The sequence below is a fragment of the Streptomyces sp. NBC_01341 genome, assembly GCF_035946055.1.
Lineage (GTDB): Bacteria > Actinomycetota > Actinomycetes > Streptomycetales > Streptomycetaceae > Streptomyces.
Genome location: NZ_CP108364.1, coordinates 3367098 through 3392130, shown reverse-complemented (window position 1 = coordinate 3392130; position 25033 = coordinate 3367098). Strand labels below are relative to the sequence as shown.

Annotated in this window: 23 protein-coding genes and 1 riboswitch; of the genes, 11 read left to right on the top strand and 12 right to left on the bottom strand. The window is 71.9% G+C overall.

Annotation, left to right across the window (positions count from 1 at the left end; genetic code table 11):
• Positions 1-166: 166 nt before the first annotated feature.
• On the bottom strand, positions 167-1366 hold the full coding sequence (locus tag OG206_RS14800; protein ID WP_327116153.1) for an FAD-dependent oxidoreductase: 1200 nt from the start codon (positions 1364-1366) through the stop codon (positions 167-169).
• A gap of 98 nt (positions 1367-1464) precedes the next feature.
• Between OG206_RS14800 and OG206_RS14795 the strand changes: the two genes are divergently transcribed.
• Positions 1465-2160: a pentapeptide repeat-containing protein gene (locus OG206_RS14795; protein ID WP_327116151.1), complete on the top strand. Its 696-nt coding sequence runs from the start codon at positions 1465-1467 to the stop codon at positions 2158-2160.
• Between the two features lie 49 nt (positions 2161-2209).
• Here OG206_RS14795 and OG206_RS14790 read toward each other — a convergent pair whose 3' ends face one another.
• The 3 genes from OG206_RS14790 to OG206_RS14780 all read right to left on the bottom strand — a co-directional run bounded on the left by OG206_RS14790 (position 2210) and on the right by OG206_RS14780 (position 4791).
• Positions 2210-2707, bottom strand: coding sequence for a hypothetical protein (locus OG206_RS14790; RefSeq protein ID WP_327116149.1), 498 nt, complete (start codon positions 2705-2707; stop codon positions 2210-2212).
• A gap of 135 nt (positions 2708-2842) precedes the next feature.
• A complete protein-coding gene (locus OG206_RS14785; RefSeq protein ID WP_327116147.1) occupies positions 2843-3490 on the bottom strand; it encodes a response regulator transcription factor in 648 nt (215 codons plus the stop codon).
• A complete protein-coding gene (locus OG206_RS14780; protein ID WP_327116145.1) occupies positions 3487-4791 on the bottom strand; it encodes a sensor histidine kinase in 1305 nt (434 codons plus the stop codon). The genes OG206_RS14785 and OG206_RS14780 overlap by 4 nt, the downstream gene beginning before the upstream one ends.
• Positions 4792-5035: 244 nt before the next feature.
• On the opposite strand from OG206_RS14780, the gene OG206_RS14775 reads away from it, so the two are divergent.
• Together OG206_RS14775 and OG206_RS14770 are read left to right on the top strand one after the other, a co-directional pair.
• A complete protein-coding gene (locus tag OG206_RS14775; RefSeq protein WP_327116143.1) occupies positions 5036-5593 on the top strand; it encodes a GlcG/HbpS family heme-binding protein in 558 nt (185 codons plus the stop codon).
• A gap of 113 nt (positions 5594-5706) precedes the next feature.
• Complete coding sequence (locus tag OG206_RS14770; RefSeq protein WP_442805846.1) at positions 5707-7125, top strand: M1 family metallopeptidase; 1419 nt, start codon at positions 5707-5709, stop codon at positions 7123-7125.
• A gap of 28 nt (positions 7126-7153) precedes the next feature.
• Here the strand turns inward: OG206_RS14770 and OG206_RS14765 are convergent, their stop codons facing one another.
• On the bottom strand, positions 7154-8731 hold the full coding sequence (locus tag OG206_RS14765) for a M4 family metallopeptidase (RefSeq protein WP_327116141.1): 1578 nt from the start codon (positions 8729-8731) through the stop codon (positions 7154-7156).
• A gap of 206 nt (positions 8732-8937) precedes the next feature.
• A complete protein-coding gene (locus OG206_RS14760) occupies positions 8938-9513 on the bottom strand; it encodes a TerD family protein (protein WP_327116139.1) in 576 nt (191 codons plus the stop codon).
• Positions 9514-9686: 173 nt separating this feature from the next.
• Here OG206_RS14760 and arfB point away from each other — a divergent pair, with 173 nt between their 5' ends.
• Complete coding sequence (gene arfB / locus OG206_RS14755; RefSeq protein ID WP_147964033.1) at positions 9687-10121, top strand: alternative ribosome rescue aminoacyl-tRNA hydrolase ArfB; 435 nt, start codon at positions 9687-9689, stop codon at positions 10119-10121.
• A 45-nt stretch (positions 10122-10166) separates the two neighbouring features.
• Here the strand turns inward: arfB and OG206_RS14750 are convergent, their stop codons facing one another.
• A complete protein-coding gene (locus OG206_RS14750; RefSeq protein ID WP_327116136.1) occupies positions 10167-10673 on the bottom strand; it encodes a flavin reductase family protein in 507 nt (168 codons plus the stop codon).
• 345 nt (positions 10674-11018) lie between these two features.
• Between OG206_RS14750 and cdgB the strand changes: the two genes are divergently transcribed.
• Both cdgB and OG206_RS14740 read left to right on the top strand, forming a co-directional pair.
• Entirely contained in the window at positions 11019-12656 is a 1638-nt protein-coding gene (gene cdgB, locus OG206_RS14745; RefSeq protein WP_327116134.1) for a diguanylate cyclase CdgB, read from the top strand.
• 132 nt (positions 12657-12788) lie between these two features.
• A complete protein-coding gene (locus tag OG206_RS14740; protein WP_327116133.1) occupies positions 12789-13817 on the top strand; it encodes a carbohydrate-binding protein in 1029 nt (342 codons plus the stop codon).
• A 159-nt stretch (positions 13818-13976) separates the two neighbouring features.
• Here OG206_RS14740 and OG206_RS14735 read toward each other — a convergent pair whose 3' ends face one another.
• The 3 genes from OG206_RS14735 to OG206_RS14725 all read right to left on the bottom strand — a co-directional run bounded on the left by OG206_RS14735 (position 13977) and on the right by OG206_RS14725 (position 17158).
• Positions 13977-14909: a 1-phosphofructokinase family hexose kinase gene (locus OG206_RS14735; protein WP_327116131.1), complete on the bottom strand. Its 933-nt coding sequence runs from the start codon at positions 14907-14909 to the stop codon at positions 13977-13979.
• A gap of 162 nt (positions 14910-15071) precedes the next feature.
• Positions 15072-16226, bottom strand: a complete 1155-nt coding sequence (gene nagA / locus OG206_RS14730) for an N-acetylglucosamine-6-phosphate deacetylase (RefSeq protein WP_327116129.1) — start codon at positions 16224-16226, stop codon at positions 15072-15074.
• Positions 16226-17158: an ROK family protein gene (locus OG206_RS14725; RefSeq protein WP_327116127.1), complete on the bottom strand. Its 933-nt coding sequence runs from the start codon at positions 17156-17158 to the stop codon at positions 16226-16228. The genes nagA and OG206_RS14725 overlap by 1 nt, the downstream gene beginning before the upstream one ends.
• A 243-nt stretch (positions 17159-17401) precedes the next feature.
• Here OG206_RS14725 and OG206_RS14720 point away from each other — a divergent pair, with 243 nt between their 5' ends.
• The 4 genes from OG206_RS14720 (at position 17402) to otsB (ending at position 20955) form a co-directional block, all read left to right on the top strand.
• The gene (locus OG206_RS14720) at positions 17402-18619 is read left to right on the top strand and encodes an ABC transporter substrate-binding protein (RefSeq protein WP_327116125.1); all 1218 of its coding nucleotides are present in this window, start codon (positions 17402-17404) and stop codon (positions 18617-18619) included.
• A 10-nt stretch (positions 18620-18629) separates the two neighbouring features.
• Positions 18630-18863: a DUF3263 domain-containing protein gene (locus tag OG206_RS14715; protein ID WP_327116123.1), complete on the top strand. Its 234-nt coding sequence runs from the start codon at positions 18630-18632 to the stop codon at positions 18861-18863.
• 120 nt (positions 18864-18983) lie between these two features.
• Positions 18984-19976 (top strand): DUF389 domain-containing protein, encoded by a 993-nt coding sequence (locus OG206_RS14710; RefSeq protein WP_327116121.1) that lies wholly within the window; start codon positions 18984-18986, stop codon positions 19974-19976.
• A 130-nt stretch (positions 19977-20106) separates the two neighbouring features.
• The gene (gene otsB / locus OG206_RS14705) at positions 20107-20955 is read left to right on the top strand and encodes a trehalose-phosphatase (protein ID WP_327116119.1); all 849 of its coding nucleotides are present in this window, start codon (positions 20107-20109) and stop codon (positions 20953-20955) included.
• A 52-nt stretch (positions 20956-21007) separates the two neighbouring features.
• Here otsB and OG206_RS14700 read toward each other — a convergent pair whose 3' ends face one another.
• Both OG206_RS14700 and OG206_RS14695 read right to left on the bottom strand, forming a co-directional pair.
• Positions 21008-22384 (bottom strand): alpha,alpha-trehalose-phosphate synthase (UDP-forming), encoded by a 1377-nt coding sequence (locus OG206_RS14700; protein ID WP_327116117.1) that lies wholly within the window; start codon positions 22382-22384, stop codon positions 21008-21010.
• 85 nt (positions 22385-22469) lie between these two features.
• The gene (locus tag OG206_RS14695; RefSeq protein ID WP_327122275.1) at positions 22470-23420 is read right to left on the bottom strand and encodes a glucosyl-3-phosphoglycerate synthase; all 951 of its coding nucleotides are present in this window, start codon (positions 23418-23420) and stop codon (positions 22470-22472) included.
• 153 nt (positions 23421-23573) lie between these two features.
• Positions 23574-23701: riboswitch (SAM riboswitch) on the top strand.
• An 18-nt stretch (positions 23702-23719) separates the two neighbouring features.
• Between OG206_RS14695 and thrC the strand changes: the two genes are divergently transcribed.
• Complete coding sequence (thrC, locus tag OG206_RS14690) at positions 23720-25018, top strand: threonine synthase (RefSeq protein ID WP_327116115.1); 1299 nt, start codon at positions 23720-23722, stop codon at positions 25016-25018.
• Positions 25019-25033 lie beyond the last annotated feature (15 nt).

Here is a 25033-nt window from a genome sequence, read left to right as displayed (position 1 = left end):
ATCTCTCAGGCACCCGTGCGGGACAGACCTCGGTGCGTGCGGGATCCGGGTCCTCGGTCCGCTCGTAGGTGAGGTTCTCCGCTGGGCCGAAGGCATGGAGGCGGATGGCGTGCATGGCGGGGCTCCCTGGGAGGTGGGTGATCACCGACCCGCCCGGCCTGGGACCTCAAGTGCTGTTGAGGTCACGCCCGGTGGTGGCGCGTCCGTCCCTTCCCAGCTGCCGTACGGCCAGGACCGCGGCGGCGATGCCGCTGTTGAACGAGACCTCGCTGAGGAGCCCCGGGGCGGCGACCATGTCCCCCGCGAGCAGGAACCCGTTCCCGCGGTCGACGGCCGGACGGTCCCGCCAGGTCGTGCCCGGCGGGTCGACGGCGCCCGTGCGCCCGGAGGCCAGCGCTTCCCGGCGCCAGGTGGTGCGTTCCCGCCAGCCGGGGAAGCCGAGGTCCAGCATGTCCTCGGCCCGGCGGACGGCTTCGCCACGAGGAGCACCGGGGGCGAGGGGGATCTGCGCCTGCACGAGCTGTTCGCCGGCCGGTGCGAGGGTGTGGTCCTGAGCGGTGAACCGTTCGATCCAGCCGGGGGCGTCGAGGTCGGACACGACGAACGGGTCGCCCCGGCGGGTCCTCACGGCCAGGTCGAGGAGCGCGGTACGGCCGCCGGTCCAGGTCAGGGAGGGGTCGTCGAGGAGGGACCGGGCCGACTCCAGGTGCGTGGCGACGATCACCGGCCCGCCGCTCCGCAGCCCGGCCAGGTCGCCGGGGCCGACACGGGCGCCGGTCTCGATGCCTACGCCGAGGTCCCAGGCCCGCGAGGCCATCCGGCCGACGAGTTGGCCCCAGCCCCCGACGGGGTAGCGGGCTTCGGGCGGCAGCGCGGCGGCCCGGCGGAGCCGTTCCTGCACGAAGGCGGCGGACAGCGATCCAGGGTCGTGGTGGAAGAGGGCCACCCCCATGTAGTGCGCCGCCGCCCGGGCACCGTCCTCCCCCACCTGCCCGGCGGCCCAGGCGAGGAAGTCGGTGCCGACGGGGGCCCGGCGGGCGCTGCGGCGGGCGAGGCGGAGCATGGCGAGGGGCGGGGTCCTGCGCAGTACGCCGCTCCGGCGGAAGAAGAAGCGGGTGCCTTCGAGCGGTGGCACGGAGGCCTGCGGGCCGAGGAGACCACGCTGTTCGAGCCAGGTCCGGTGCGGGCCGCGGTGGTAGAGCGCGTGGGGTCCCTCGTTGGTGAGGTAGGGGCCTTGAGCGGTCCTCGCCCGTCCGCCGAGGGTGTCGTGCGCCTCGTGGAGGGTGACGGGGGCCCCGGATTCGGCGGCGGTGATGGCGGCGGTGAGTCCGGCGAGCCCGCCGCCGACGACATGGATGCGCTGCATGGCTGGTCTCCTTGCGATCGGCGCTTCTACGGGGATGACGGAGCGGAGGGCCTGTCCTGTGACATCGGGCCGGGGCGTTGTCAGTGGTGTGCGTCACGATGGGGGGCATGGCACGTACAGGCAACAGGAGCAGGGGCGCGAGGGACGGGGTGGCGGAGGCGAGGCGGCCGGAGGTGCGGCTGCCCCCGCTCGTGGAGTACGACGGGGGCCTGGAGCCGGACGGGGATTACGACGGGGTGCGGTTCGACGGGACCGACCTCGCCGACGCCTCGGGTCCCGGTGCCCGCTTCATGGACTGTGAGTTGCGTGGGTGCGCCCTGGACCGGACGGAGCTGGTGCGTGCCCGGTTCATCGACTCGGTGCTGACGGGCGTGCGGGGCGTGGGTACCGATCTCGCGGGGGCGTCGCTGCGTGACGTGGAGGTCGTGGACGCGCGGCTGGGCGGGGTGCAGCTGCACGGTGCGGTGCTGGAGCGGGTGCTCGTGCGCGGCGGGAAGATCGACTACCTGAATCTGCGCAAGGCGCGGCTCAAGGACGTCGTGTTCGAGGGCTGTGTGCTCTCGGAGCCGGATTTCGGTGAGGCCCACCTGGTGCGGGTGGAGTTCCGTGACTGCGTGCTCAAGCGGGCGGACTTCTCCGCCGTGCGCATGGAGTCCGTCGATCTGCGGACGGTCGCGGAGCTGGACATCGCGCGGGGCGTCGAGCGGCTGGCGGGGGCGGTGATCAGCCCGGCGCAGCTGATGGAGCTGGCCCCGGCGTTCGCCGCGCAGATCGGGGTGCGGGTGGAGGCGTAGCCAGGGCGCCGTGGGGCGGTTCGAGGCCCGGCGGAGCCCCGCCGGTTGCTCAGAGGCGGGGGAAGCGGGCCTGCAGGTCCCAGATGACGGGGTTGTCGGCGAGGCCCTCGTGCATGTCGGCCAGGTCCGCGACGAGGTCGTGGAGGAAGTCGCGGGCTTCGCGGCGGAGCAGGGAGTGGCTGAAGGTCAACGGGGGCTCGTCGCCGGGCATCCAGTCGGCCTCGACGTCGACCCAGCCGAAGCGGCGCTCGAACAGCATGCGGTCGGAGGACTCGGTGAAGTCGAGTTCGGCGTACTGCTGGCGGTGCGAGCGGTTGCCGCGGGGGTCGCGGTCGATCTGCTCGACGATGTCGCAGAGTGCCCAGGCGAAGTCGAGCACGGGGACCCATCCCCAGGCTGTGGACAGTTCCCGGTCGGCCTTGGTGTCGGCCAGGTAGACGTCCCCGGAGAACAGGTCGTGCCGCAGCGCCCGGACGTCCGCGCGGCGGTAGTCGGTCTGCGGGGGGTCCGGGAAGCGCCGGGAGAGGGAGTAGCCGATGTCGAGCACGGTTCGATGGTGTCATGCCGCGCGGACGCCCTGCGCCGGGCGGCCAGGACGGTCCGGGCGGGTGGGCCGGTCCGGTCGGGTGTCGAGGTCCGCGAGCAAGGGCCGGGCCGTTCGCGCGGTGACGGCGGGCGGACCTCAGAGGAGCAGTCGTTGTTCCTTGGCGACGGCGACCGCGCCCGAACGGGTGTCGACCCCGAGCTTGTCGTAGATCCGGCCCAGGTGGGTCTTGACCGTCGCCTCGCTGATGAAGAGGGCGCGGGCGATGTCACGGTTGCCGAGCCCCTGGGACAGCTGGCCGAGGATGTCGAGCTCGCGTTCGGTGAGGGCGGGCCGGGGGCTGCGCAACCGGGCCATGACCCGGCCGGCGACCGGTGCCGAGAGCGTCGTGCGGCCCTGCGCGGCCGCGCGGATGGCGGCGAACAGTTCCTCCGGGCGTTCCGCCTTCAGCAGGTAGCCGGTGGCCCCCGCCTCGATGGCGCGGGTGATGTCGGCGTCTGTGTCGTACGTCGTGAGGACCAGGACGTGAACGGCGGGGCCGGTGGTGCCGGTCCCGACTGCGGCCGCGATGCGGCGGGTCGCCTCGACCCCGTCGATACCGGGGCCCAGCTGGAGGTCCATCAGCACGACGTCGGGGGTGAGCCGGGCGGCGAGGGCGACGGCCTCCTCGCCGCTGCCGGCCTCGCCCACCACCTCGATGTCCGGTTCACCGCCGAGGAGGGCGAGCAGACCGGCGCGCACGACCGCGTGGTCGTCGCAGAGCAGGATCCGTACGTTCGTGGTCATGCGCGGTCCTCCGGGACGGGTGGCGCGGTGGTGTGGGGCAGGGGCACGGCGGCGGACAGGACCGTCCCCTCGCCCGGTGCCGACTCGACGGTCAGTGTCCCGCCGAGCTGCCGCATCCGGGCGCGCATCGCGGGTAGCCCGTGTCCCCGCACCCCCTCGGGCGCACGCTCCGTAGGTCCGAAGCCCCGGCCGTTGTCGGCGATGTCGAGGACCACGCGGTCGTCCAGGTGAGTCAGGGTCAGCGCGGCGACGCCGGCCCCGGCGTGCTCGGTCACGTTCGCCAGGGCCCCCTGGGCGATCCGCAGCAGCGCCGACTGCACCCGGTCGGGAAGGGCGGCGGCGGGGACGCCCTCCACGTGGCAGCGGACGGTGAGGCGGCCGCGCGACTGGGCGGTCTCGCGGTCCGCGAGGGTCCGCAGGGCAGCCTCCAGGCCGCCGCCCTCCGCCAGGTCGGCCGGGGCCAGGTCGTGCACGAAGCGGCGGGCCTCGGCGAGGTTGCGTTCCGCGATGCCGGTCGCCGTCAGGACGTGCCGGCGCGCGGTGGCGGGGTCGGAGCCCCAGGACCGGTCGGCCGCCTGGAGCAGCATCTGCTGGCTGGAGAGCCCCTGGGCCAGGGTGTCGTGGATCTCCATGGACAGCCGCTGACGCTCGGCGAGGGTCCCTTCCCTGCGTTCGGTGGCGGCCAGTTCCCGCCGCGTGCGCAGCAGGTCGTCGATCAGCTCGCGCTGGCGCACGGCCTGGCGCTGCATGTGGACGAAGACGGCGGTGGCGATGGCTGCGACCGCGGGCGGGGCCAGGACGAGATTGGGGTCGAAGCCGGTCGCGAGCCGGAGTTGCGCGGCCACGACGAACACGGTCAGCAGGGCGACCAGCGCGAGGGCCGCGCGCGGCGGCAGGATCCGCAGGCCCGTGTAGAAGAGCGGGACGGCACACCAGGCGAAGCTGGGCGCGAGGACGACCAGGACCATCCAGACCACGACGAGGACGCCGAGCCATGTGAGCCGGCGCGGTGTCGGCCGGGAGCCGAGCACCGGGCCGAGGAGGTGGAGGACGGCGAGCAGGGCGGACAGCGCGATGATCCACGGCGTGCGGGTCTCGCCGGGGTGGCGCATCAGGAAGCGTGCGAGCGAGGCGCCGAGCAGCAGGAAGAAGGCTGCGTGCATGAGCAGGGACAGCCGGCGGTCGTCCGGGCCGTCCGCCGCCGGGCCCGGACCGGTGCTCCCGGCCGGGCCGGGCCGGTCCGCGTCCGGCCGGTCCGGGCTCGTCCGCTCCGCGTCCGGTCCGGTTCCGTTCCGCCGCACCTCGCACCTCGCGTTTCCCTCGACCCGTGTACCCGCCCTGTCGCGCCGCCGCTGACCTGCGCGGACATCCCATGGTCACCCCGCCGGGCCACCCCCGCATCAACCGATCGGCCGACAGGGCGGTCAGCCGGCGGGCATGCCGCTTCCATCCGGTACGCCGACGGTACGGCCCCGGATCCGGCCGGAGGATCGACAACGGAAGCAGAACGGTTCGATCCGAGCCGAAACGATCCGAGGAGTCACTATGAAGAAGATGTCCCTGCGCACCCGAGTCCTGACCGGTGCCGTCGTCGCCGCCGCCCTGGGTGCCGGGACCTTCGGCGCGATGTCCGCGAACGCCTCGACTCCCGCCGCCGCGCCGGCCGCAGCCGTCAAGGCCGACACCGCCGACCGGAACCTCCAGCGGACCACCCACCTGACCGTCTCCGCCGCCACGAAGGCCGCACAGGCCGCCCTGGACGCGGCGAAGAAGGACAACCAGCGCGTGTCGGTCGCTGTCGTCGACCGCGACGGCAACACCGTCGTCACGCTGCGCGGCGACGGCGCGGGCCCGCAGTCCCCCGAGTCCGCCGTGAAGAAGGCGTACACGGCCGTCTCCTGGAACGCGCCGACCTCCGAACTGGTGAAGCGTCTGCAGCAGGCCCCGAACCTCAAGGACATCCCCGGCACCCTGTTCCTGGCCGGTGGTGCACCGGTGCAGGTCAAGGGCGCCCCGGTGGCGGGCATCGGCGTGGCCGGAGCACCGAGCGGCGACCTCGACGAGAAGTTCGCGGCGGCGGGTGTGGCGACCCTCGGCAGGTAACCGGTCCGGTCCCGCCCGCGGCCCTCTCGCGAGGAGGCCACCCGGCGACGCGGGACCGGCGGCGCGCCCCGGCGCGGCGCCCGGTCCCGACCGCGCGTATCTAGGATCGCGGGGTGGACCAGCGAACCGTGCCCCGGCGCCGTACCGTGCCCGGCGCCGCCCTCCTGCTGGCGGCGGTCGTGCTGGTCACCGCCTGCACGGACGGCCGGGGCGCGGTCGTGGGGACGCCGGGCGCGGCGGGTGTGCGCGACCCCTACTTCCCCCGCCTCGGCAACGGCGGGTACGACGTCACCCACTACGACCTGTCGGTGGCGACGGACGCCGGCGCGGGGCACCTCAGCGGCACTGCGGTGATCACGGCCCGGGCGACCCAGGACCTCAGCGCGTTCAACCTGGACCTCGCCGGGCTGGAGGTCCGCTCGGCCACCGTCGAGGGGCGTCCTGCCGCGGTGAACCGGGCGGGGTGGGAACTGACGCTGCGTCCGGCAGTCGCGGTCGCGGACCGGCTCCGCGCGGGCCGGACGTTCCGCACGGTCGTGCGCTACTCCGGTTCGCCCCGCACCGTCACCGATGCGGACGGCTCCGACGAGGGCTGGCTGCGGACCGCGTACGGGGCGGTGGCGCTCGGGGAGCCGGCCGGCTCCATGACCTGGTTCCCAGGGAACCACCATCCGGGCGACAAGGCGTCGTACGACATCCGGGTCACCGTTCCCGAGGGGCGGAGTGCCGTCTCCAACGGTGAGCCGGCGTCCCGCCGCACGGCTGGGGGCCGCACCACGTACCACTGGCGTGTCCGGGAGCCGATGGCGAGCTACCTCGCGACCGTCGCCGTCGGCCGCTTCACCGTGCGGCGGACCGTCACAGGGGCCGGCCTTCCGGTGGTCACCGCGGTCGATCCGGACTCCGACCGGGCGAGCGCGCGTGTGCTGGCCCGGATTCCCGAGGTGGTCTCGTGGGGCGAGGAGAAGTTCGGGCCGTACCCCTTCTCGTCGGCCGGGGCGATCGTGGGCCGGCCCGACGACGCCGGCTACGCGCTGGAGACACAGACCCGGCCGTTCTTTCCCGGCCCGCCCGGTCTGGTGCTGCTCGTCCACGAACTGGCGCACCAGTGGTTCGGGAACTCCGTCACGCCCGCGAGCTGGCGCGACATGTGGCTCAACGAGGGCTTCGCGACCTACGCGGAGTGGCTGTGGAGCGAGGACCACTCCGGCCCCACCGTCCAGGAGAGTTTCGAGAAGGCCTACGCCGACGAGGCGAACTGGGCCTTCCCGCCGTCCCGTCCGCCGGGCGCCGCCGATCTGTCCCGGCCCCCGGTGTACGGACGCGGGGCGATGGTCGTCCACCGTATCCGCCAGGAGATGCACGACGACGGGGCCTTCTTCGGTCTCGTCAGGGGCTGGCTGAAGGAGCACCGGCACGGCAACGCCTCGACCGCCGACTTCACCGCGTACGCCGAGAAGGCGTCCGGCAGGGACCTGACGGAGGTCTGGGACACCTGGCTCGACGGCAGGAGCCGGCCGGCCCTAGGCTGACCGGCTCCCGTGCTGTGGTGTGCGGGGGTTAGTTGACGTTGACCCCGGTCCAGGCGGCGTCGACGGCCGCGAGTTCGGTGCTGCCGGCCCCGAACAGGTCGGTGGCCGCCTTCTCGGTCGCGACGCGGGCTCCGGCGTAGTCGGTGCTCGACGTCATGTAGACGGAGAGCGCCTTGTACCAGATCTGGTAGGCCTTCTGGCGGCCGATACCGGTGACCTTCGAGCCGTCGGAGGTCGGGGAGTCGTAGTCGACGCCGCCGATGGTCTTCGCGCCACTGCCCTCGGCCAGCAGATAGAAGAAGTGGTTGGCGACACCGGAGGAGTAGTGCACGTCCAGGCCGCCGACGCCGGTGTCCCAGTAGTCCGCCGAGCCGCCGTCCTTGCTGGGCTTGTCCATGTACCGCAACGGGGTTCCGTCGCCGTTGATGTCGATCTTCTCGCCGATGAGGTAGTCCCCGGCGTCGGTGGTGTTGTCGGCGTAGAACTCGACGGAGGTGCCGAGGATGTCGCTGGTCGCCTCGTTGAGACCGCCGGACTCACCGGCGTAGTCGAGGTTGGCGGTCGCGGCGGTCAGGCCGTGGCTCATTTCGTGGCCCGCGACGTCGATCGCGGTGAGCGCGCTCTTGTCGTCGGCTCCGTCGCCGTAGGTCATGCAGAAGCAGCTGTCGTCCCAGAACGCGTTGACGTAGGCGTTGCCGAAGTGGACACGGGAGTAGGCGGCCCGGCCGTCCCCGGCTATCCCGTCGCGGCCGAGCTCGGACTTGTAGAAGTCCCAGGTCTTGGCCGCGCCGTAGTGGGCGTCGACGGCGGCGGTCTGGCGGTCGTTGCCGGTGCCGTCGCCCCAGGTGTCGTCGGCGTCGGTGACGAGGTCGCCGGTGCCTGCCTGGCCCTGGTTGAGGTCGTACGTCTTGTGGCCGCCGCGCTCACCGTCGGTCAGCTCGAAGCCCGAGGCGCCCTTGGTGGTCGAGAGGGCCACCTCCCCGCTGTACTGGCTGTTGCCCGTCCCGGTCTCCACGGCCTCGAAGCTGTGCAGCTTCTTGCCGGTCGTGGCGTCGGTGATGACGTGCAGCCTGCTGGGCGTGCCGTCCTTCCGCAGTCCCTTCCGCACGGTCTCGAAGGCGAGGACCGGCTTGCCGCCGCCCGCCCAGACGACCTTGCGGGCGCTCGCCGCCGACTTCACCTTCGGCTGGGTCGACGGGACGGAGATGCGCGCGGTGCTGGCCTTGTCCACACCCTTGGACGAGCCGTCGGCAGCGGTGTGGGTGACCAGGTCGCCGCCGAGGACCGGCAGTCCGGCGTAGGTGCGCTCGTAGCGGGTGTGCACGGTGCCGTGGGCGTCCTTGATCACGTCACGGACGATGAGCTTCTCCTGGCTGCCGAGTCCGAGGGCGGCCGCGGCGGCCGGTGCGTCGCCCTGTGCGGCGCGGAGAGCGGCGGTGCGCAGTGCCGCCGTGTTCGCGCCGAGGGCGGTGGCACCGGACGAAGAGGCGGTGCTGTCACCTGCGTGGGGACCGGCCGAGGCGGTGCCGGTCTGCACGCCGACGACGACCATCGCGGCAACTGCGGCCAGGGCGGCGGCGCGACGGGTGTTCATGTGGGGGGTCATGCCTTCTCCGTTGCTCGTTCCTGTGGGGGGTACGAGCGGAGAGCGTGCCATCGAACGATCCTTATTGACGGGACGCCGACAATTACCTCACAAGTTTTTGACCACTTCTTGTCCGACTGGAGTTCGCGCGTGTCCGCTGTCCGGCGCACGGGAGCCCCCGTCCGAACGTGCTCGGACGGGGGCTCCCGAGGGCGGACCGTGCTGCGTCAGAGGTTGACGCCGAAGTCCTGGGCGATGCCGCGGAGGCCCGAGGCGTAGCCCTGGCCGACCGCGCGGAACTTCCACTCGGCGCCGTTGCGGTAGAGCTCGCCGAAGACCATGGCGGTCTCGGTGGCGGCGTCCTCGCTCAGGTCGTAGCGGGCGATCTCGGTGCCGCCGGCCTGGTTGATGATGCGGATGAAGGCGTTCCGCACCTGGCCGAAGTTCTGGCTGCGCGCCTCGGCGTCGTAGATGGAGACCGGGAACACGATCTTGTCGATGTCCGCCGGGAGGCCCGCGAGGTTGACGTTGATCTGCTCGTCGTCGCCCTCACCCTGGCCCGTGATGTTGTCACCGGTGTGGACGATGGTCTGGTCCGGCGTCTGCTTGTTGTTGAAGAAGACGAAGTGGCCGTCGGAGTAGACCTTGCCCGCGCCGTTGACCGCGATCGCCGAAGCGTCGAGGTCGAAGTCGGTGCCGGTGGTGGTGCGGACGTCCCAGCCGAGGCCGACCGTGACGGCGGTCAGGCCCGGGGCCTCCTTGGTGAGCGAGACGTTGCCGCCCTTGGACAGGCTTACAGCCATGGGAAGTCCCTTTCCTCGTCGTGTGCGGGCTTTCGTGCCATCACGAAAGCTACCGTCACCCGTCCTAACGCAGACAAGAGACCACGAGGTTCCTGCTCGCTTTACTTTCTTTGCCGAACTTCTGGCCGAACGCTCGCAAAACAAGGTGACGGACGGGCCGTGGGCCAGGGAACATGGGTGTCATGTCCGGGCCCTATGTCATCCGCGGTTCGGTCTCCCTTCCGGAGGCCGAACTCATGTGGCGTTTCTCGCGGTCCTCGGGGCCCGGCGGGCAGCACGTCAACACCAGCGACTCCCAGGTGGAGCTCAGGTTCGACCTCGCCGCCACCGAGTCGCTGCCCGAGGTGTGGAAGGCGCGCGCGCTCGAACGTCTCGCGGGCAGGCTGGTGGGCGGGGTCGTGTCCGTACGGGCCTCGGAACACCGCTCGCAGTGGCGCAACAGGGAGACGGCCGCCGTGCGGCTGGCCGCTCTGCTGGCGGAGGCCACCGCGCCGCCGCCCAAGCCGCGCCTGAAGAAGAAGATCCCGCGCGGCATCAACGAGCGGCGCCTGCGGGAGAAGAAGCAGCGCGGCGACACGAAGCGCGGGCGCTCGGGCCGCGACTGGTAGACGGCGGCCGGGGCCCGTCCGGTTCGGCAGGGGAAGGCGTGCCGGTCAGGCCAGTTTGCGGTAGCGGCCCTTGAAGTAGGCGAGGGGCTCGGCGTCCGCGTTCGGCAGGGACGCCGTCAGCACCCGTCCGATCACCAGTGTGTGGTCGCCGGCGACGACGCTCTGCTCGGTGCGGCACTCCAGGATGGCCAGCGCTCCGGAGATCAGGGGCGCGCCCGTGATCCCGCCCCGTATGAAGGGCAGGTCCTCGAACAGGAGCCGGTCGCTGATCCTGCCCTTCATGGCGAACCGGCCCGCGATCTGCCGTTGGCTCTCCGCCAGCACCGACACCGACCACAGGGGCTGCTCGGCCAGCAGGTCGTCCATCCGCGAGTCGTTGCGCAGGCTCACCATCACCAGCGGCGGGTCCAGGGAGACCGAGACGAACGAGGTCGCCGTCATGCCGACGTCCTCGCCGCGGCCGTGCTCGTCGAGCGGCGGTTCCTGGGCGGTGATGAGCACCACCCCCGCGGCCAGACGGGACAGGGCGGCGCGGAATTCGTCGTTGCTCACCCCCTCAGCATGGGGGACGGTCTCGGGGCGTGGGGCGGGGGGAGTCTTCTGCGGCACACCGGGCACGCTAACGCCGCGGGAAGGGCTCCCGCATCGGGCCAGGGGACCAGCCGGGTCCTAGGACCGGGGGCCGTCTGCGCGGATTTGCGTTCCGCAAGGAAGGGGTATCGGAGGGCGTTCTCGGGCGGCCTTTGCCATGTGCTGTGACTTAAGTCACAGAGAGCAATATTTGTTGACCCTGTGTACCGGGTGCGCAGCTCACTGTGATTCAGTGGCGGTGACACTGCGATAAGTACGTCGATATGAAACCTGGAGTTGCAGTCGAGGTCTCAGGGAGTGCGAGCAATGGAGGCCGAGTCGGAGCCGTACGTCCGTCTTGCGACCATGCGGCAGCTGCACCAGGCCGTCGCTGATCTCAACACGGCGCGGAGCCTGGCGGACACGCTGCAGAGTGTGGCCGACGGCATCGTCGCCGGGCTCGGCTACGAACTGGGCTGCGTGAACCTCGTCCGCCCCGACGGCGATCTCGTGGTCGCCGCGTTCGCCGGCAACACCGCCGCGGAAGCCCTGATCACCGGCCGCGTCGGCTCCCGCGATTCGTGGGAGCGCAGGCTGTCGATGGGTGAGGCCTGGGACGACCTGCGCTTCATACCCCACACCGAGGGCTGGGTGCTCCTCGACGACGACGTGCCGCAGTGGCACACCGAAGGGCCCGAGCCCCGCTTCGAGGACGAGTGGCACCCCCTCGACCGCCTCTACGCCCCCATGTACGCCTCCGGCGGAGGTCTGGACCTCCTGGGAGTCATATCCGTCGACCGGCCGCGCAACGGCCGCCGTCCGGGCGCCTGGGGCCGTGAAGCACTCCAGATGTACGCCTCCCAGGCGGCCATTGCGATCAGCAACGCCCGCCTCCGGGCGAACATGCAGCGCGCCCTGGTCCGGCTCGAACGCGAACAGCAGGCGCTGCGGGCCAGCGAGGAATCCTTCCGCCAGGCCTTCGAGTACGCGCCCAGCGGTATGGCCATCGCCGAGATGGGCGGTGACCAGCACGGCAGGCTGCTCCGCACCAACGACGCGCTCTGCCGCCTCCTTGGCCGCCCGGCCTCCGTCCTGCGCCGTTACTCCTTCGCCGACCTCGTCCATCCGGAGGACATCGGCACCCTGCTCCGCACGTCCGCCGAGGGCGGCCGTGCCGAACTGCGTCTGGGCCGCAGGGACGGCACGCATCTCTGGGTCTCGCTGCGCAACTCGGTCGTCGCCGACACCACTGACGGCCCCCGCTTCCTGCTGACCCACGTCGAGGACATCGAGGAGCGCAAGCGCAACGAGCTGCACCTCGCGCACCGGGCCTCGCACGACGCGCTGACCGGTCTGCCCAACAGTGCGGAGCTGCGCTCACGGCTCGGTGCGCGGCTGTGTGAGAGGCCTCACTCCTCGGCCACCTCCAGCGCGGTCGAGGCCCTCGACGCGGCGTACGGCGACGGCTCACCGGTGCACGGGTACGAGCCCGAGACGGTGGCGGGCGTCGGCCCGTACGACCACCACGTGCACACCGTGGCGCCCGACCCGGACCGCGACGACGGCACCAAGGGGCTCGCGGTGCTCTTCTGCGACCTCGACGGTTTCAAGTCCATCAACGACCGCTTCGGGCACCACGCGGGTGACGCGGTTCTCATCGAGGTCGCCCGGCGGCTCACGACCTGCGTCCGGGACGGCGACACCGTCGCGCGGCTCGGGGGTGACGAATTCGTCGTCCTCGCGGACGGTCTCGGGGCCGCAGATGCCGCGGACCTGGCCGTACGCTTGCGTAACGCCATCATTCCGCCCATCCGGGTGGACGGCAGGGCCGTCAGGGTCGGGGCGAGTTTCGGGATCGGCTGGGCCGAGTGCGGCATGACCGGGGAAGAGGTCCTGCACTCCGCCGACCAGCGGATGTACATGGAGAAGCGGTCCCGTTCGAAGGTTCACCGCAGGGCCGGCTGACGTTCACGCCCCGGCGCTTCCCGTACCCCGTACGGGTTTCCGCGCGGCCGGCGGCAATTCGACGTGTGCTCCGTTCGGGGTAGGCTCGGCCGGTCGGCGACGGCTGGCGACATGGTGAGGAGTGACCCAGGGATGACGGCCGGAAACAACGGCGCGAGCAAGCCCGAGGACGACGATCCGTTCGGCTATCTGTACGCGGACGGGCAGGCGGCGGGCGCACAGCCGCCCGGGCAGGGCGGCTACGGCTACCCGGGTCCTGCCGCACAGCCCGGCAGGCCGAGAACGTCGTACAACCAGGTGCGAGCGGTGGGCGAGCGCCAGTACGGGCAGGTCCCGCCGCAGCAGGCGTACGGCCAGCAGTACGGCCAGCAGAACCAGCAGTACGGCCAGCAGAACCAGCAGTACGGCCAGCAGAACCAGCAGTACGGCCAGCCCAGCGCGCAGTACGCGGCCCCGGAGACCTACCCCGGTGGCGCGGTCACCGCGCAGCACGGGTCCGTGCCGCACGGCGGCGGCAGGAACGGCGGCCCCGGACGTGGCGGCCCCAACACGAAGGCGCTGCTGATCGCGGCCGTCGCCGTGGTCGCGGTCGTGCTCATCGGCATCGGCGCGGCGCTGATGACGGGTGACGACAGCGACAAGAAGAAGGACCAGGCGGGTACGTCGACGGGTGCGGCCGGCGAGGTGTCGGAGTCCCCGAAGCCGGACAAGACGGAGAAGCCGTCCAAGGAGCCCGTCGATCTGCCCGAGCAGGACGCGGCGACGCTGACACTGGGCGGCACGGCCTCGCTGGACAACACCGTGAAGGGTGCCAAGGGCGCCAACGGCCAGTACATCAGTCTCAACGAGGTCGGCCGGTCGGCGACCTGGACGGTGGACGTGCCCGACGGAGGCGCGTACACGCTGTTCGTGACCTACGGCGTGCCCGGCAGGGACGCGAAGACCTCCCTGACGGTCAACGACGAGGCCCCGCGGTCCATCAACATGAAGAACTTCGCGAACGCCGCGGAGGGGGACCTCGAGAAGGGCTGGACGACGACGTTCGCCTACGTCCAGCTCAAGAAGGGGTCGAACACCCTGATGCTCTCGTGCAACGAGGGTGACTCCTGCGACGCCAACCTCGACCAGCTGTCGCTGAAGTCGGGCCACGTCAAGGACTAGGACCTCTCGTGAGGATCTTGCTGGGTTCGCGCCTGATCCAAACGAAAGACCCTGGTCACCACGTCGCCCCCGACCCGATCCACCGTCCCGGTCCTCGCCACGGCGATGACCGGGACGCGGCGTTTACCCGGGCTGTCTTCTCCGGCTCCGCGCGGTGCGTCAGGCCGCCGGCGGGTGCTGTTCGACGGCGACCCGGGTCAGCAGGTCCTCGTAGGCGGCGCGGTCGAACTCGCCGGCCGCCGGGGCCATGACGGTCGCGGTCGACAGGGCCACCGCCCGCGTCAGCCTCTCCTGCCAGCCCAGCCCTTCCGCGAGGGCGGACAGCAGCCCGGCCACGGCGGAGTCGCCCGCCCCTGTCGGGTTGCCCCGCACCGCCGAGGGCGGCGTCGCGCGCCAGATGCCGTCCGGGGTCACGGCGAGGAGGCCGTCCGGGCCGAGCGACGCGACGACGCTGCGCGCCCCTCGGCGGCGGGCGTCGCGGGTCGCGCGCAGGGGTTCGCGGGCTCCGGTGAGGCGGGCGAGTTCGTCGGCGTTGGGCTTGACGAGGTCGGGGCGGGCGGCGACGCCGCGCCGCAGGGGCTCCCCGTCGGTGTCCAGCAGCACGGGCACGCCGGCCGCGCGGGCGAGCCGGATCAGCTCCGCGTACGCGCCGACGTGGATACCGGGCGGGAGGCTGCCGCAGAGGGCGACGGCGTCGGCACCGGTCAGCAGGTCGCGGTAGGTCCCCAGGAGGGCGGCCCACTCGTCGGGGCCGATGTGCGGCCCCGGTTCGTTGAGCTGGGTGGTGTCCCCGGCGGTGCCGTCGACGACGGCGAGTGTGCGGCGGGTGTTCCCGGCGACGGTCACGAGCGCGTCGGTGGGGCGGCTCGGGAGCGCGCCGAGGAGTTCGCGCAGCACGGTCCCGTTCGAGCCGCCGGCGAAGCCGGTGACCACGGTGTCGTGGCCGAGTGAGGAGAGGACCCTGGCCACGTTGACGCCCTTGCCGCCGGGCCGCTCGGTCACCTCGCCGACGCGGTGGGTGGTGTGCGGGACGAGGGCGGGGACCGCGTACGTCAGGTCGAGTGCCGTGTTCAGCGTGACGGTCAGTATCACCTGTACCGGCCCCCGGTTCCTTCGTCGTCCGTTCCCGCGCGCCGTCCCCCTGCGGCACTGTCCCGGTGATCATGCCAAAGAGGCGGCGGCCGTCCCAGGTCTCCGGGACAACCGCCGTCTCTTCGTTACGTGTTCAACCTGCCGTCGGCCGGTGACGGGCCGTCACCCCTCGCGGGGGTCGACGATCCACTCGCCGCGGCGCATGACGCCCCTGAGCGCGAATCCCGCGTCCAGGACCACGATGTCGGCGTCCTTGCCCGGGTCCAGGGAGCCGACCCGGTCGTACATGCCGAGGAGCCTCGCCGGGGTGGCGGAGATGGACTGGACGACGTGCTCGACGGGGATCCTGTCGATCGTGACGGCCCTGCGGAACGCGGTGTCCAGGGTGAGGGTGGAGCCCGCGATGGACCCGCCCTCCACGAGACGGGCGACCCCGTCCCTGACCTCGACGGCGAGCGGGCCGAGCTCGTAGTGGCCGTCGCCCGCGCCGGCCGCGTCCATGGCGTCGGTGATCAGCGCGACCCGGTCCGCGCCCGCGTGGTGGTAGGCGAGTTCGAAGGCGGCGGGGTGCAGGTGCGTGCCGTCGTTGATCAGCTCGACGGTGACGCGCTCGTCCTCCAGGAGGGCCGATACGGGGCCCGGTGTGCGGTGGCCGATGGCGGGCATCGCGTTGTAGAGGTGCGTGGCGACGGTGGCGCCGGCGTCGATCGCCTCGACGGTCTGCTCGTACGACGCGTCGGTGTGGCCGACGGCGGCGATCACGCCGTGCTCGGCGAGCAGCCGTACGGACTCGATGCCGCCGGGGAGTTCGGTGGCCAGCGTGACCATCCTGGCGGTCCCGCGGGCCGCTTCGAGCAGCTTGCGCACCTCTGCCGGGTCGGGGTCGCGGAGCAGTCCCTCGCTGTGGGCGCCCTTGCGGCACGGCGAGATGAAGGGACCCTCGAAGTGGATGCCGGCGAGCTCGCCCTGCTCGACCAGTTCGGAGAGCATGCCGGCCTGCCGGGCCAGGAAGTCCATCTCGCCGGTGACGGTGGAGGCGACGACGGTCGTCGTGCCGTGTGCGCGGTGTGCCCGTGCCCCGGCCAGGACGTCCTCGGCGGAGCCGGTCGCGAAGGACGTGCCGCCGCCGCCGTGGTTGTGGATGTCCACGAACCCGGGGACCACCCAGTGGCCGGAGAGGTCGACGGTCCGGGCGCCCTCCGGCGTGCTGCCGGCGATCCGGGTGCCCTCGATGATCACCCGGCCGTTCTCGACGGTCCCGGTGGGAAGCACCACCCGGGCACCTGCGAGGACTGTGCTGTCTGCGCGTCCGGCCATCAGGCGGATACCTCCGTGGAGAGTAGATCCCAGGCGAGCAGCCCTGCGCCCAGGCATCCGGCGGTGTCCCCGAGGGCCGCCGGGACGATGTGGGGCAGCTTCTGGAACGTGACCCGTTCCTCGACGGCCGCACGCAGTGGTGTGAACAAGGTTTCCCCTGCCTCGGCGAGACCGCCACCGATGATGAGCGTGCGGGGGTCCAGCAGAGTGAGCGCCGTGACCAGTCCGGCGGCGAGCGCGTCGACGGCGTCCTGCCACACGCGCAGGGCCGCCGGGTCCCCCGAGGCCACCGCTTTCGCGCAGTCGGCGGCGTCGGCGTCGGGGTCGCCGGAAGCGGCGGCCCAGGCCCTGGACACCGCGGAGGCGGAGGCGAGGGTCTCCAGACAGCCGCGCTGTCCGCAACCGCAGTCCGGGCCGTCGGGCCGGACGACGACGTGGCCGATCTCGCCGGCGTAGCCGTGGGCGCCCGCTTCGATGCTGCCCGCGATGCCGATGGCGCCGGCGATCCCGGTGCCCAGCGGGACGAAGAGGAAGCGGTCGGCGCCCCGGCCCGCGCCGATCCGGCCTTCCGCGAGGCCGCCGGTCCTGACGTCGTGGCCGAGCGCGACCGGTATGCCGCCGAGCCGCTCGCCGAGCAGCTTCCGCAGGGGTACGTCGCGCCAGCCCAGATTGGCGGCGTACACGGCGATGCCGCGTTCGGCGTCGACGATGCCGGGCACCGCTACGCCGGCGGCCACGGCGCCTTCGCCGAACTGCTCCCGGCCGTGGGCGTGCAGGTCCGCGGCGAAGCCGAGGATCGTCTCCACGACGGCTTCGGCACCGCGCTCCCTGCCGGTCGCCCGGCGTGCCTCGTGGAGGAGGGTGCCGTCGGCCCCGACCAGGGCGGCCTTCATTCCTGTGCCGCCCACATCGAGGGCGATGACGTGTCTCACGGAAGACAGTTTCGCCCGCAGACCCCTAAAAGGTCTAGTCCACTATCGCGGTTTGTTGACCACCCATACAAAACGGCCCTGCTAGATTGCCGCATCGATACTCCGGGTGGTGTAGACCTCCATGCCGGACCTGAGGCAGGATCGCGGGTCCGCTCGTGCGGCGGGCCCGGCAACCAATGTAGGGATGGACAGGCTGTGCAGCGGCGCTTTGTGGGTCTGACCGCGGCGGTTGCCGCACTCGGTATGACGGCAACGTTGTCGGGATGCGGTTCGGACACGGGTGGCGGTGACGTCACTCTGAAGCTGGTCGCGGCCGACTACGGCACCGACGCGAAGAGCAGCTCCCAGCACTACTGGGACGACGTCGCGGCGAAGTTCACGCAGGAGAACCCCGGCATCAAGGTCGATGTGGCCGTCTACTCCTGGAAGGACGTCGACCGCAAGGTCGCCGAGATGGTCAAGGCCGGCGACGCCCCCGACATCGCGCAGATCGGGGCGTACGCCGACTACGCCAAGGCGGGCAAGCTCTACACCGCCGACGAGATGATCACGATCCGTACGGGGGCCAACTTCCTTCCCTCGCTCACCGACGCGGGCAGGGTCGACGACAAGCTCTACGGCCTTCCGTTCGTGGCCAGCACCCGCCTGCTCTTCTACAACAAGAAGATGTTCACCCAGGCCGGCATCACGGCCCCGCAGACATGGGACGACATCCGCAGTGACGCCTCGGCCCTCAAGCAGCGCGGGGTGAGCTACCCCTTCGCGCTGCCCCTCGGCGAGGAGGAGTCCCAGGCCGAGACCCTGATGTGGCTCCTCAGCGGGGGCGGCGGGTACACCGACGAGGTCGGCAACTACGACATCGACTCCCCGGCGAACATAGCCACCTTCAAGTGGCTGAAGGCCAACCTCGTCGACAAGGGCCTCACCGGCCCCGTATCGCCCGGCAAGCTGGACAGGGCGCAGGCCTTCGAAGCCTTCACCAAGGGCGATGTGGGCATGCTCAACGGCCACCCGACGCTCATGCAGGAGGCCGAGAAGAAGGGCGTCGACGTCGGTATGGTCCCGCTCCCGGGTGCCGACGGGCCCACCGAGGGCTCGATGGGCGTGGCCGACTGGATGATGGGCTTCAAGGAGCACGGCAACCGGGTGGCGATAGGGAAGTTCCTCAACTTCGCCTACGAGGACGAGAACGTGCTCTCGTTCGCGGACCAGTACGACCTGCTGCCCGTCACCGGCTCGGCCTCCGAGGTGATGGAGGCCGACGACAAGCACAAGCCGCTCCGCGCGTTCCTGGAAGCGCTGCCCAACTCGCAGCTGCCCCCCTTCGGCAAGACGTCCTGGGCGAAGGCCAGCGAGACGATCAAGAAGAAGATCGGCACCGCGGTCGAGCCCGGCGCCAATCCGGAGACCGTGCTCGTGGACATCGCGACCCAGGCCCGGCAGGCGGAGAGCACGGAGTAGGTTGGCCGACATGACCGCCGACCCGCTCTCCGACCAGGCGCGCGCGGTGCTGGCCATGGAGCGCCGCTCCTGGCCCGGCCCCGGGGCGAAGGAACGGGCGATCCGCGAAGAGCTCGACATGTCTCCGGTCCGCTACTACCAGCTGCTCAACGCGCTCCTGGACGACCGTCGCGCGCTCGCGGAGGACCCGGTGACGGTCAACCGGCTCAGGCGGGTCCGCGACGCGAGGCGCGGTCGCCGCTGATCGGCCCTCGGGGGCGGGGCCACCGGCACCGGACGTCCCTGCGGGATCCCGGGCGGTGCCCGGGCCGCGCCCGCCGTGTCCTGTCACGGCCGGATCATCCCGCCGTGATACTTGGAGGGCATGCTCAGCACCCTCCGTGCCCGTGTCCTCCCCGCCGCCCAGCGCCGCTCGCTGGACGAACTGGCGCAGGACCTGGACCTGTCCAGCGGGGACACCGGCGCCAAGCACTCGGCCTTCTGGACGATGCTCGTGCTGTCGGCGGTCATCGCGGCCGGCGGAGTGCTCACGGACTCGACGGCCACCGTGATCGGGGCGATGATCATCGCCCCGCTGTCCACACCGATCATGGGCATCGCGCTGGGCTCGGTGCAGCGGCGCAGGACCGGATCCGCCCTGGTCGTCCTCCTCGCCGGCCTGCTGGTGATCGCGGTCGGGGCGTTGATGTCACAGGTACTCCCCGGTGACTACGACCTGCTGTCCAACAGTCAGATCGCGGGCCGTACGTCGCCCGACCTGATGGACCTGATCGCCGCCCTGGCCACCGGCCTCGCGGGTGCGGTGGCACTGGCCCGGCGCGATGTCGGCGCCGTGCTGCCCGGTGTCGCGATCGCCATCTCCCTCGTACCGCCCCTGGTGGTGGTCGGGGTGTGCCTCGGGAGTCTGGCGGGATGGCCGGCACTGGGCGCCCTGGTCCTGTTCGTGTCCAACCTCTTCGCCTTGGTGTTCGGAGGCATGGTGGTCTTCGCCACCCTCGGTCACAGCCCTCTGCGGCGCGGGGCGCCGGGGCGGCCCGCCCGCTCGGCCTACGCCGCCATGGCCGCGCTGTTCGTGGCCGTGTTCGTGCCGCTGGCCGCCAACACCGCGCTCACGCTCGTGCTCGAGGTCTGGACGGGCCGGGTCGAGGACGCCGCGAGACAGTGGCTGGCCGATGATCCCGGAGCATCCGTCACGGGCGTGGACGCGGTGTCCAGGACGCTGCACGTCCACGTGCGTGTTCCCGGCGACCTGCCACCGGTGGAGGGCCTGCTCGACCTGATCGAGGGACAGGTCCCGGACGGCGTACCGGTCGTGGTGGACGCGACACGCGGCGTACGGGTCGAGCTGCGTCGTTGAGATGCACCCCGGCGGCGCGTCCGAGCTCCCGGCGGGTGGTCCGTCGCGCAGCCGCTCCCGACGCTTCCCCGCGCGGGCGGCCCCGAGGGGGGCCGCGCGGCCGGGGGGCCCGCCCGCTACGCTCGGCCGCATGGGCAATCAGGACCACCCCCTCCCGACCCCCTCCACCCCGGCCGGCCGTGACGGTCTCGCCGCGCTGCTGGCCCGGCCCGGACGTGCCGTGATCGCGCTCGACTTCGACGGCACGCTCGCCGACATCGTCCCGGACCCCGAGCGGTCCCGCGCCCACCCTGACGTCGTCCCTGCCCTGTCGGCGCTGGCGCCGCGGGTCGCCGCCGTCGCGGTGATCACCGGGCGTCCGGCCGGCACGGCGGTGCGCCTCGGCGGCTTCGCCGGGGCGCCCGGCCTGGACCACCTCGTCGTGCTCGGGCACTACGGTGCCGAACGCTGGGACGCCGTCAGCGGCAGCGTCCACGCACCACCCCCGGACCCCGGCGTCGAGGCCGTGCGCGCGGAACTTCCCCGGGTGATCGAGGAGGCCGGGGCGGGCGACGGCACCTGGATCGAGGAGAAGGGTCGTGCGGTCGCCGTGCACACCCGCCGCGCCGCCGACCCACAGGCCTCCTTCGAGGCGCTGCGGGCGCCCCTGAACAGCCTCGCGGCCCGTCACGGCCTGATCGTCGAACCCGGCCGCCTCGTCCTGGAACTGCGCCCCGCGGGCATGGACAAGGGCGTGGCGCTGGAGGAGTTCGTACGCGAGACGGGGGCGGAGACCGTCCTCTACGCGGGCGACGACCTGGGCGACCTCGCCGCCTACGCCGCCGTGGAGAAGCTGAGGGCCCGGGGCACCCAGGGCCTGCTGGTGTGCAGCGGCTCGGGGGTGCCCGAACTCGCGGAGCGCGCCGACTTGTTGCTGCCGGGCCCGGCAGCGGTGGCCGGCCTGCTGCGATCACTGGCCGGACAGGTCGCCGAGGGCTGACTCCGCCGGCTCCGCGACGAGGGCCGGGCCGGCGGGCCCGGCCCTCCGGCGGTCAGGCCCGCAGCGCTTCCAGCTGGTCCAGGAACCACTGCTGCGGCGGCAGCGCGGTCGCCGCGGCGGCGAGGCGCTTCGAGCGCGCCGACCGCTCGCCGGACTCCATCGTCAGCGCCTCGTGCAGCGCCCGCGCCGTGGACGACACGTCGTACGGGTTGACCACGATCGCGTCCTCGCCCAGTTCCTCGTAGGCGCCCGCCTCCCGGGAGAGCACCAGCGCGCAGCCGTCGTCGGAGACGACGGGGACCTCCTTGGCGACCAGGTTCATGCCGTCGCGGATCGGGTTGACGAGGGCGACGTCGGCCAGCCGGTACGCGGCGAGTGAGCGGGCGAAGTCGTCGTCGACGTGGAGCAGGACCGGGGTCCAGCCCTCCGTGCCGAAGTCCGCGTTGATGGTGTCGGCGACCCGCTGGACCTCGGCCGTGTACTCCCGGTACACCGTGAGGTCCTGCCGGGAGGGGTAGGCGAAGGCGACGTGCACCACGCGCTCGCGCCACTCGGGGCGCTCCTCCAGCAGTGCACGGTATGCATGCAGCCCGCGGACGATGTTCTTGGAGAGCTCGGTGCGGTCCACGCGCACGATCGTGCGCCGGCCGGCGCCCACCTGCTCCCGCAGCGTCTCCATGCGCTCGTCCACGTCCGCCTCACGGGAGCGGCGGCGCAGGAAGTCCGCGTCGGCCCCGAGCCCGTGCACCCCGATCCGGGTGTGTCCGGTGCCACCGAGGATCTCCGTGCAGCAGCCGATGAAGGCGTCCGCCCAGCGCCGCGTCAGGAACGCGGCGCGGTCGGCCCCGAGGATGCCGTTGAGGAGCTGCTCGCCGATGTCGTCGGGCAGCAGGCGGAAGTAGTCGACGGGCGCCCATGGGGTGTGGGAGAAGTGCCCGATCCGCAGGTCGGGGCGCAGCTCGCGGAGCATTCCGGGGACCAGAGAGAGGTGGTAGTCCTGCACGAGGACCGCCGCGCCCTCGCCCGCCTCCTCGGCCAGGGCCTGGGCGAAGGCCCGGTTGTACGCCTCGTAGGAGGCCCACTGCCGGCGGAACTCCGCGTCGAAGACGGGCTCCACCGGCGTCTGGTAGATCATGTGGTGGACGAACCAGAGCACGGAGTTCGCGACGCCGTTGTACGCGTCCTCGTGGACCCCGGCGTCGATGTCGAGCATGCGCACGCCGGGCTCGGACACGCCCCTGCGGACCGCTTCCCGGTCGCCGTCGCTGAGAGCGGCGCACACCCACAGTTTGTCGTCGACGGCGCTGAGGCCGGAGACGAGCCCGCCGCCACCGCGCTTCGAGTCGAGCGTGCCGTCCTCCCGCTCGGCGTACGACACCGGGCCGCGGTTGGACGCGACGAGGACCTGGGCAGCGTGCTCGGAGACCATGTACCCGAACCTAGCCCGTGAGGGAAGGTGCCAAACGTGAGGGACGGCTGGAGATCCGGAGTGGAGAGCCGGTGGCCCGAAACCGCTACGCGGCGTCGCGGGACGCGTACTCCGCGATCTCCCGCATCGGCGGCCGCTCCTCCGTGTCCACCGCGTGGGTGCGCGGCACGAACCCGTCGGGTCCCCGCTCGAACTGCGTGATCTCGGGCCGTACGAGCGGGCCCCGGGACAGCCTCAGCTGTGCGGTCCGGTAGATCGCCGCCGCCATCCGGCCGAGCGCCTGACCGTCCTGGTGGCGGTGTTTGCGTACGCCGACGTCGACCTGGGCGAGCGCGTCCAGGCCCACGGTGTGCAGCGCGTCGATCAGCAGGCCCAGCTCCACTCCGTAGCCGACCGGGAAGGGGAGCCGCTCCAGCAGGGAGCGGCGCACCGCGTATTCGCCGCCCAGCGGCTGCACGAATCCGGCCAGCCGGGGCCAGTGGAGGTTGAGCAGCGGGCGGGCCACCAGCTCGGTCACGCGTCCGCCCTGGCCCGCGGCCTCGCCCAGCGGCCTGTCGTACATCGCCTTGACGAACTGCACCGAGGGGTCGGTCAGCAGGGGGCCGACGATTCCGGACACGAAGTCGGCGGAGAAGTCCCTGAGGTCGGCGTCGACGAAGCAGACGATGTCGCCGTGCGTCACCAGCAGCGACCGCCAGAGGACCTCGCCCTTGCCGGGCAGGGCGGGGATCCGGGGGAGGACGGAGTCCCGGTGCACGACCCGGGCGCCCGCCCGCCGCGCGACCTCGGCCGTGGCGTCGGTGGAACCGGAGTCGATGACCACCAGCTCGTCGACGAGCCGGACCTTCTCCATCAGCTCGCGCCGGATCTCCGCGACGATCGTGCCGACCGTCGCCTCCTCGTTCAGCGCGGGCAGGACGACGCTCACGCGCGCACCGCGCGGATCCCTCGCCCGCGCGGCCGTGAGGCGGTCGAGCGGGCGGTCGTCGGCCGACCAGGAACGCCTGGTCAGCCAGCGTTCCACCTCTTCCAGCACGGTCGATACTCCCTGTGTGTGATCCATCTCGCGGTTCGGACGACTCATCCGATCGTCCGGCCCTTCGGTTACAGTCTTGAACAACGCGGACGACCCTCGCATGTCGGGGTCGGTCCACGGACAAACGCCCGGATCGATGGTCCGGTGCCATAGCGCTCATCCAGAGGGACTGAGGGAACGGCCCGTTGAAGTCCCGGCAACCCTCCTGCCGACCGCGAGGTCACGGTGGGGAAGGTGCCAATTCCGTCTTGTGGCGAAATACGTCGCAAGGAAGATGAGGAGAAAGGGCCTCCGCCATCATGGCCGTGCAGACAGTTGCAGCCAACACCGATTCTTCCGCCGTGGATCTCGGTCCCGCCGCGGCGCTTTCCTGCCGCGAATGCGGCGAGCGTTTCGAACTCGGCCCCCTTTTCGCCTGCGCGTCCTGTTTCGGGCCGCTCGAAGTGGCGTACGACCTGCCGAGCGGCTCCCCCGAAGAGCTGAAGAAGCGCATCGCCGAGGGACCGGACAACATCTGGCGTTACGCGCCGCTGCTCCCCGTCCCCGCCGATGTCGCGGACAAGCCCAACATCAACCCCGGTTTCACGAAGCTGGTCAAGGCCGACAACCTCGCCCGCGAGCTGGGCGTGACCGGCGGCCTGTACGTCAAGGACGACTCCGGCAACCCGACGCACTCCTTCAAGGACCGTGTCGTCGCCATCGCCGTCGAGGCCGCCCGCGCCTTCGGGTTCACCACGCTCTCCTGCTCCTCCACCGGCAACCTCGCCGGTGCGGTCGGTGCCGCCGCGGCCCGCGCCGGCTTCCGCTCGTGCGTGTTCATCCCGCACGACCTGGAGCAGGGCAAGGTCGTCATGGCCGCGGTGTACGGCGGCGAACTGGTCGGCATCGAGGGCAACTACGACGACGTCAACCGCTTCTGCTCGGAGCTCATCGGCGACCCGCTCGGCGAGGGCTGGGGCTTCGTCAACGTCAACCTGCGGCCGTACTACGGCGAGGGGTCCAAGACCCTTGCGTACGAGATCTGCGAGCAGCTGGGCTGGCGGCTGCCCGACCAGCTCGTCATCCCCATCGCGTCCGGTTCGCAGCTCACGAAGATCGACAAGGGGCTCCAGGAGCTGATCAAGCTCGGCCTCGTCGAGGACAAGCCGTACAAGATCTTCGGCGCTCAGGCCGAGGGCTGCTCCCCGGTCTCCACCGCCTTCAAGGCCGGCCACGACGTGGTGAGGCCGCAGAAGCCGAAGACCATCGCGAAGTCCCTGGCGATCGGGAACCCGGCCGACGGCCCGTACGTGCTGGACATCGCCCGCCGCACCGGCGGTGCGGTGGAGGACGTCGACGACGAGCAGATCGTCGACGCCATCAAGCTGCTGGCCCGCACCGAGGGCATCTTCGCGGAGACCGCGGGCGGTGTGACGGTCGGCGTGACGAAGAAGCTGATCGAGGCCGGTCTGCTGGACCCGGCCCTGACCACCGTCGTCCTGAACACCGGGGACGGACTGAAGACGCTGGACGCGGTCGCCCCGACGACCGGCCTGTCGGCGACGATCCGGCCCAGCCTGGACGCGTTCCGCGACGCGGGCCTCGCCGCCGCCAACTGACCACCCGAGACCCGA

Excerpts from the sequence above, each read along its gene's own strand:
- OG206_RS14800 (WP_327116153.1), bottom strand. The coding sequence starts at position 1,366 with ATGCAGCGCATCCATGTCGTCGGCGGCGGGCTCGCCGGACTCACCGCC.
- nagA (WP_327116129.1), bottom strand. The coding sequence starts at position 16,226 with ATGGCCGGACGCGCAGACAGCACAGTCCTCGCAGGTGCCCGGGTGGTG.
- OG206_RS14765 (WP_327116141.1), bottom strand. The coding sequence starts at position 8,731 with ATGACCCCCCACATGAACACCCGTCGCGCCGCCGCCCTGGCCGCAGTT.
- OG206_RS14775 (WP_327116143.1), top strand. The coding sequence starts at position 5,036 with ATGAAGAAGATGTCCCTGCGCACCCGAGTCCTGACCGGTGCCGTCGTC.
- OG206_RS14720 (WP_327116125.1), top strand. The coding sequence starts at position 17,402 with ATGACGGCAACGTTGTCGGGATGCGGTTCGGACACGGGTGGCGGTGAC.
- OG206_RS14760 (WP_327116139.1), bottom strand. The coding sequence starts at position 9,513 with ATGGCTGTAAGCCTGTCCAAGGGCGGCAACGTCTCGCTCACCAAGGAG.
- otsB (WP_327116119.1), top strand. The coding sequence starts at position 20,107 with ATGGGCAATCAGGACCACCCCCTCCCGACCCCCTCCACCCCGGCCGGC.
- arfB (WP_147964033.1), top strand. The coding sequence starts at position 9,687 with ATGGGTGTCATGTCCGGGCCCTATGTCATCCGCGGTTCGGTCTCCCTT.
- OG206_RS14710 (WP_327116121.1), top strand. The coding sequence starts at position 18,984 with ATGCTCAGCACCCTCCGTGCCCGTGTCCTCCCCGCCGCCCAGCGCCGC.
- thrC (WP_327116115.1), top strand. The coding sequence starts at position 23,720 with ATGGCCGTGCAGACAGTTGCAGCCAACACCGATTCTTCCGCCGTGGAT.
- cdgB (WP_327116134.1), top strand. The coding sequence starts at position 11,019 with ATGGAGGCCGAGTCGGAGCCGTACGTCCGTCTTGCGACCATGCGGCAG.
- OG206_RS14795 (WP_327116151.1), top strand. The coding sequence starts at position 1,465 with ATGGGGGGCATGGCACGTACAGGCAACAGGAGCAGGGGCGCGAGGGAC.
- OG206_RS14740 (WP_327116133.1), top strand. The coding sequence starts at position 12,789 with ATGACGGCCGGAAACAACGGCGCGAGCAAGCCCGAGGACGACGATCCG.
- OG206_RS14785 (WP_327116147.1), bottom strand. The coding sequence starts at position 3,490 with ATGACCACGAACGTACGGATCCTGCTCTGCGACGACCACGCGGTCGTG.
- OG206_RS14715 (WP_327116123.1), top strand. The coding sequence starts at position 18,630 with ATGACCGCCGACCCGCTCTCCGACCAGGCGCGCGCGGTGCTGGCCATG.
- OG206_RS14700 (WP_327116117.1), bottom strand. The coding sequence starts at position 22,384 with ATGGTCTCCGAGCACGCTGCCCAGGTCCTCGTCGCGTCCAACCGCGGC.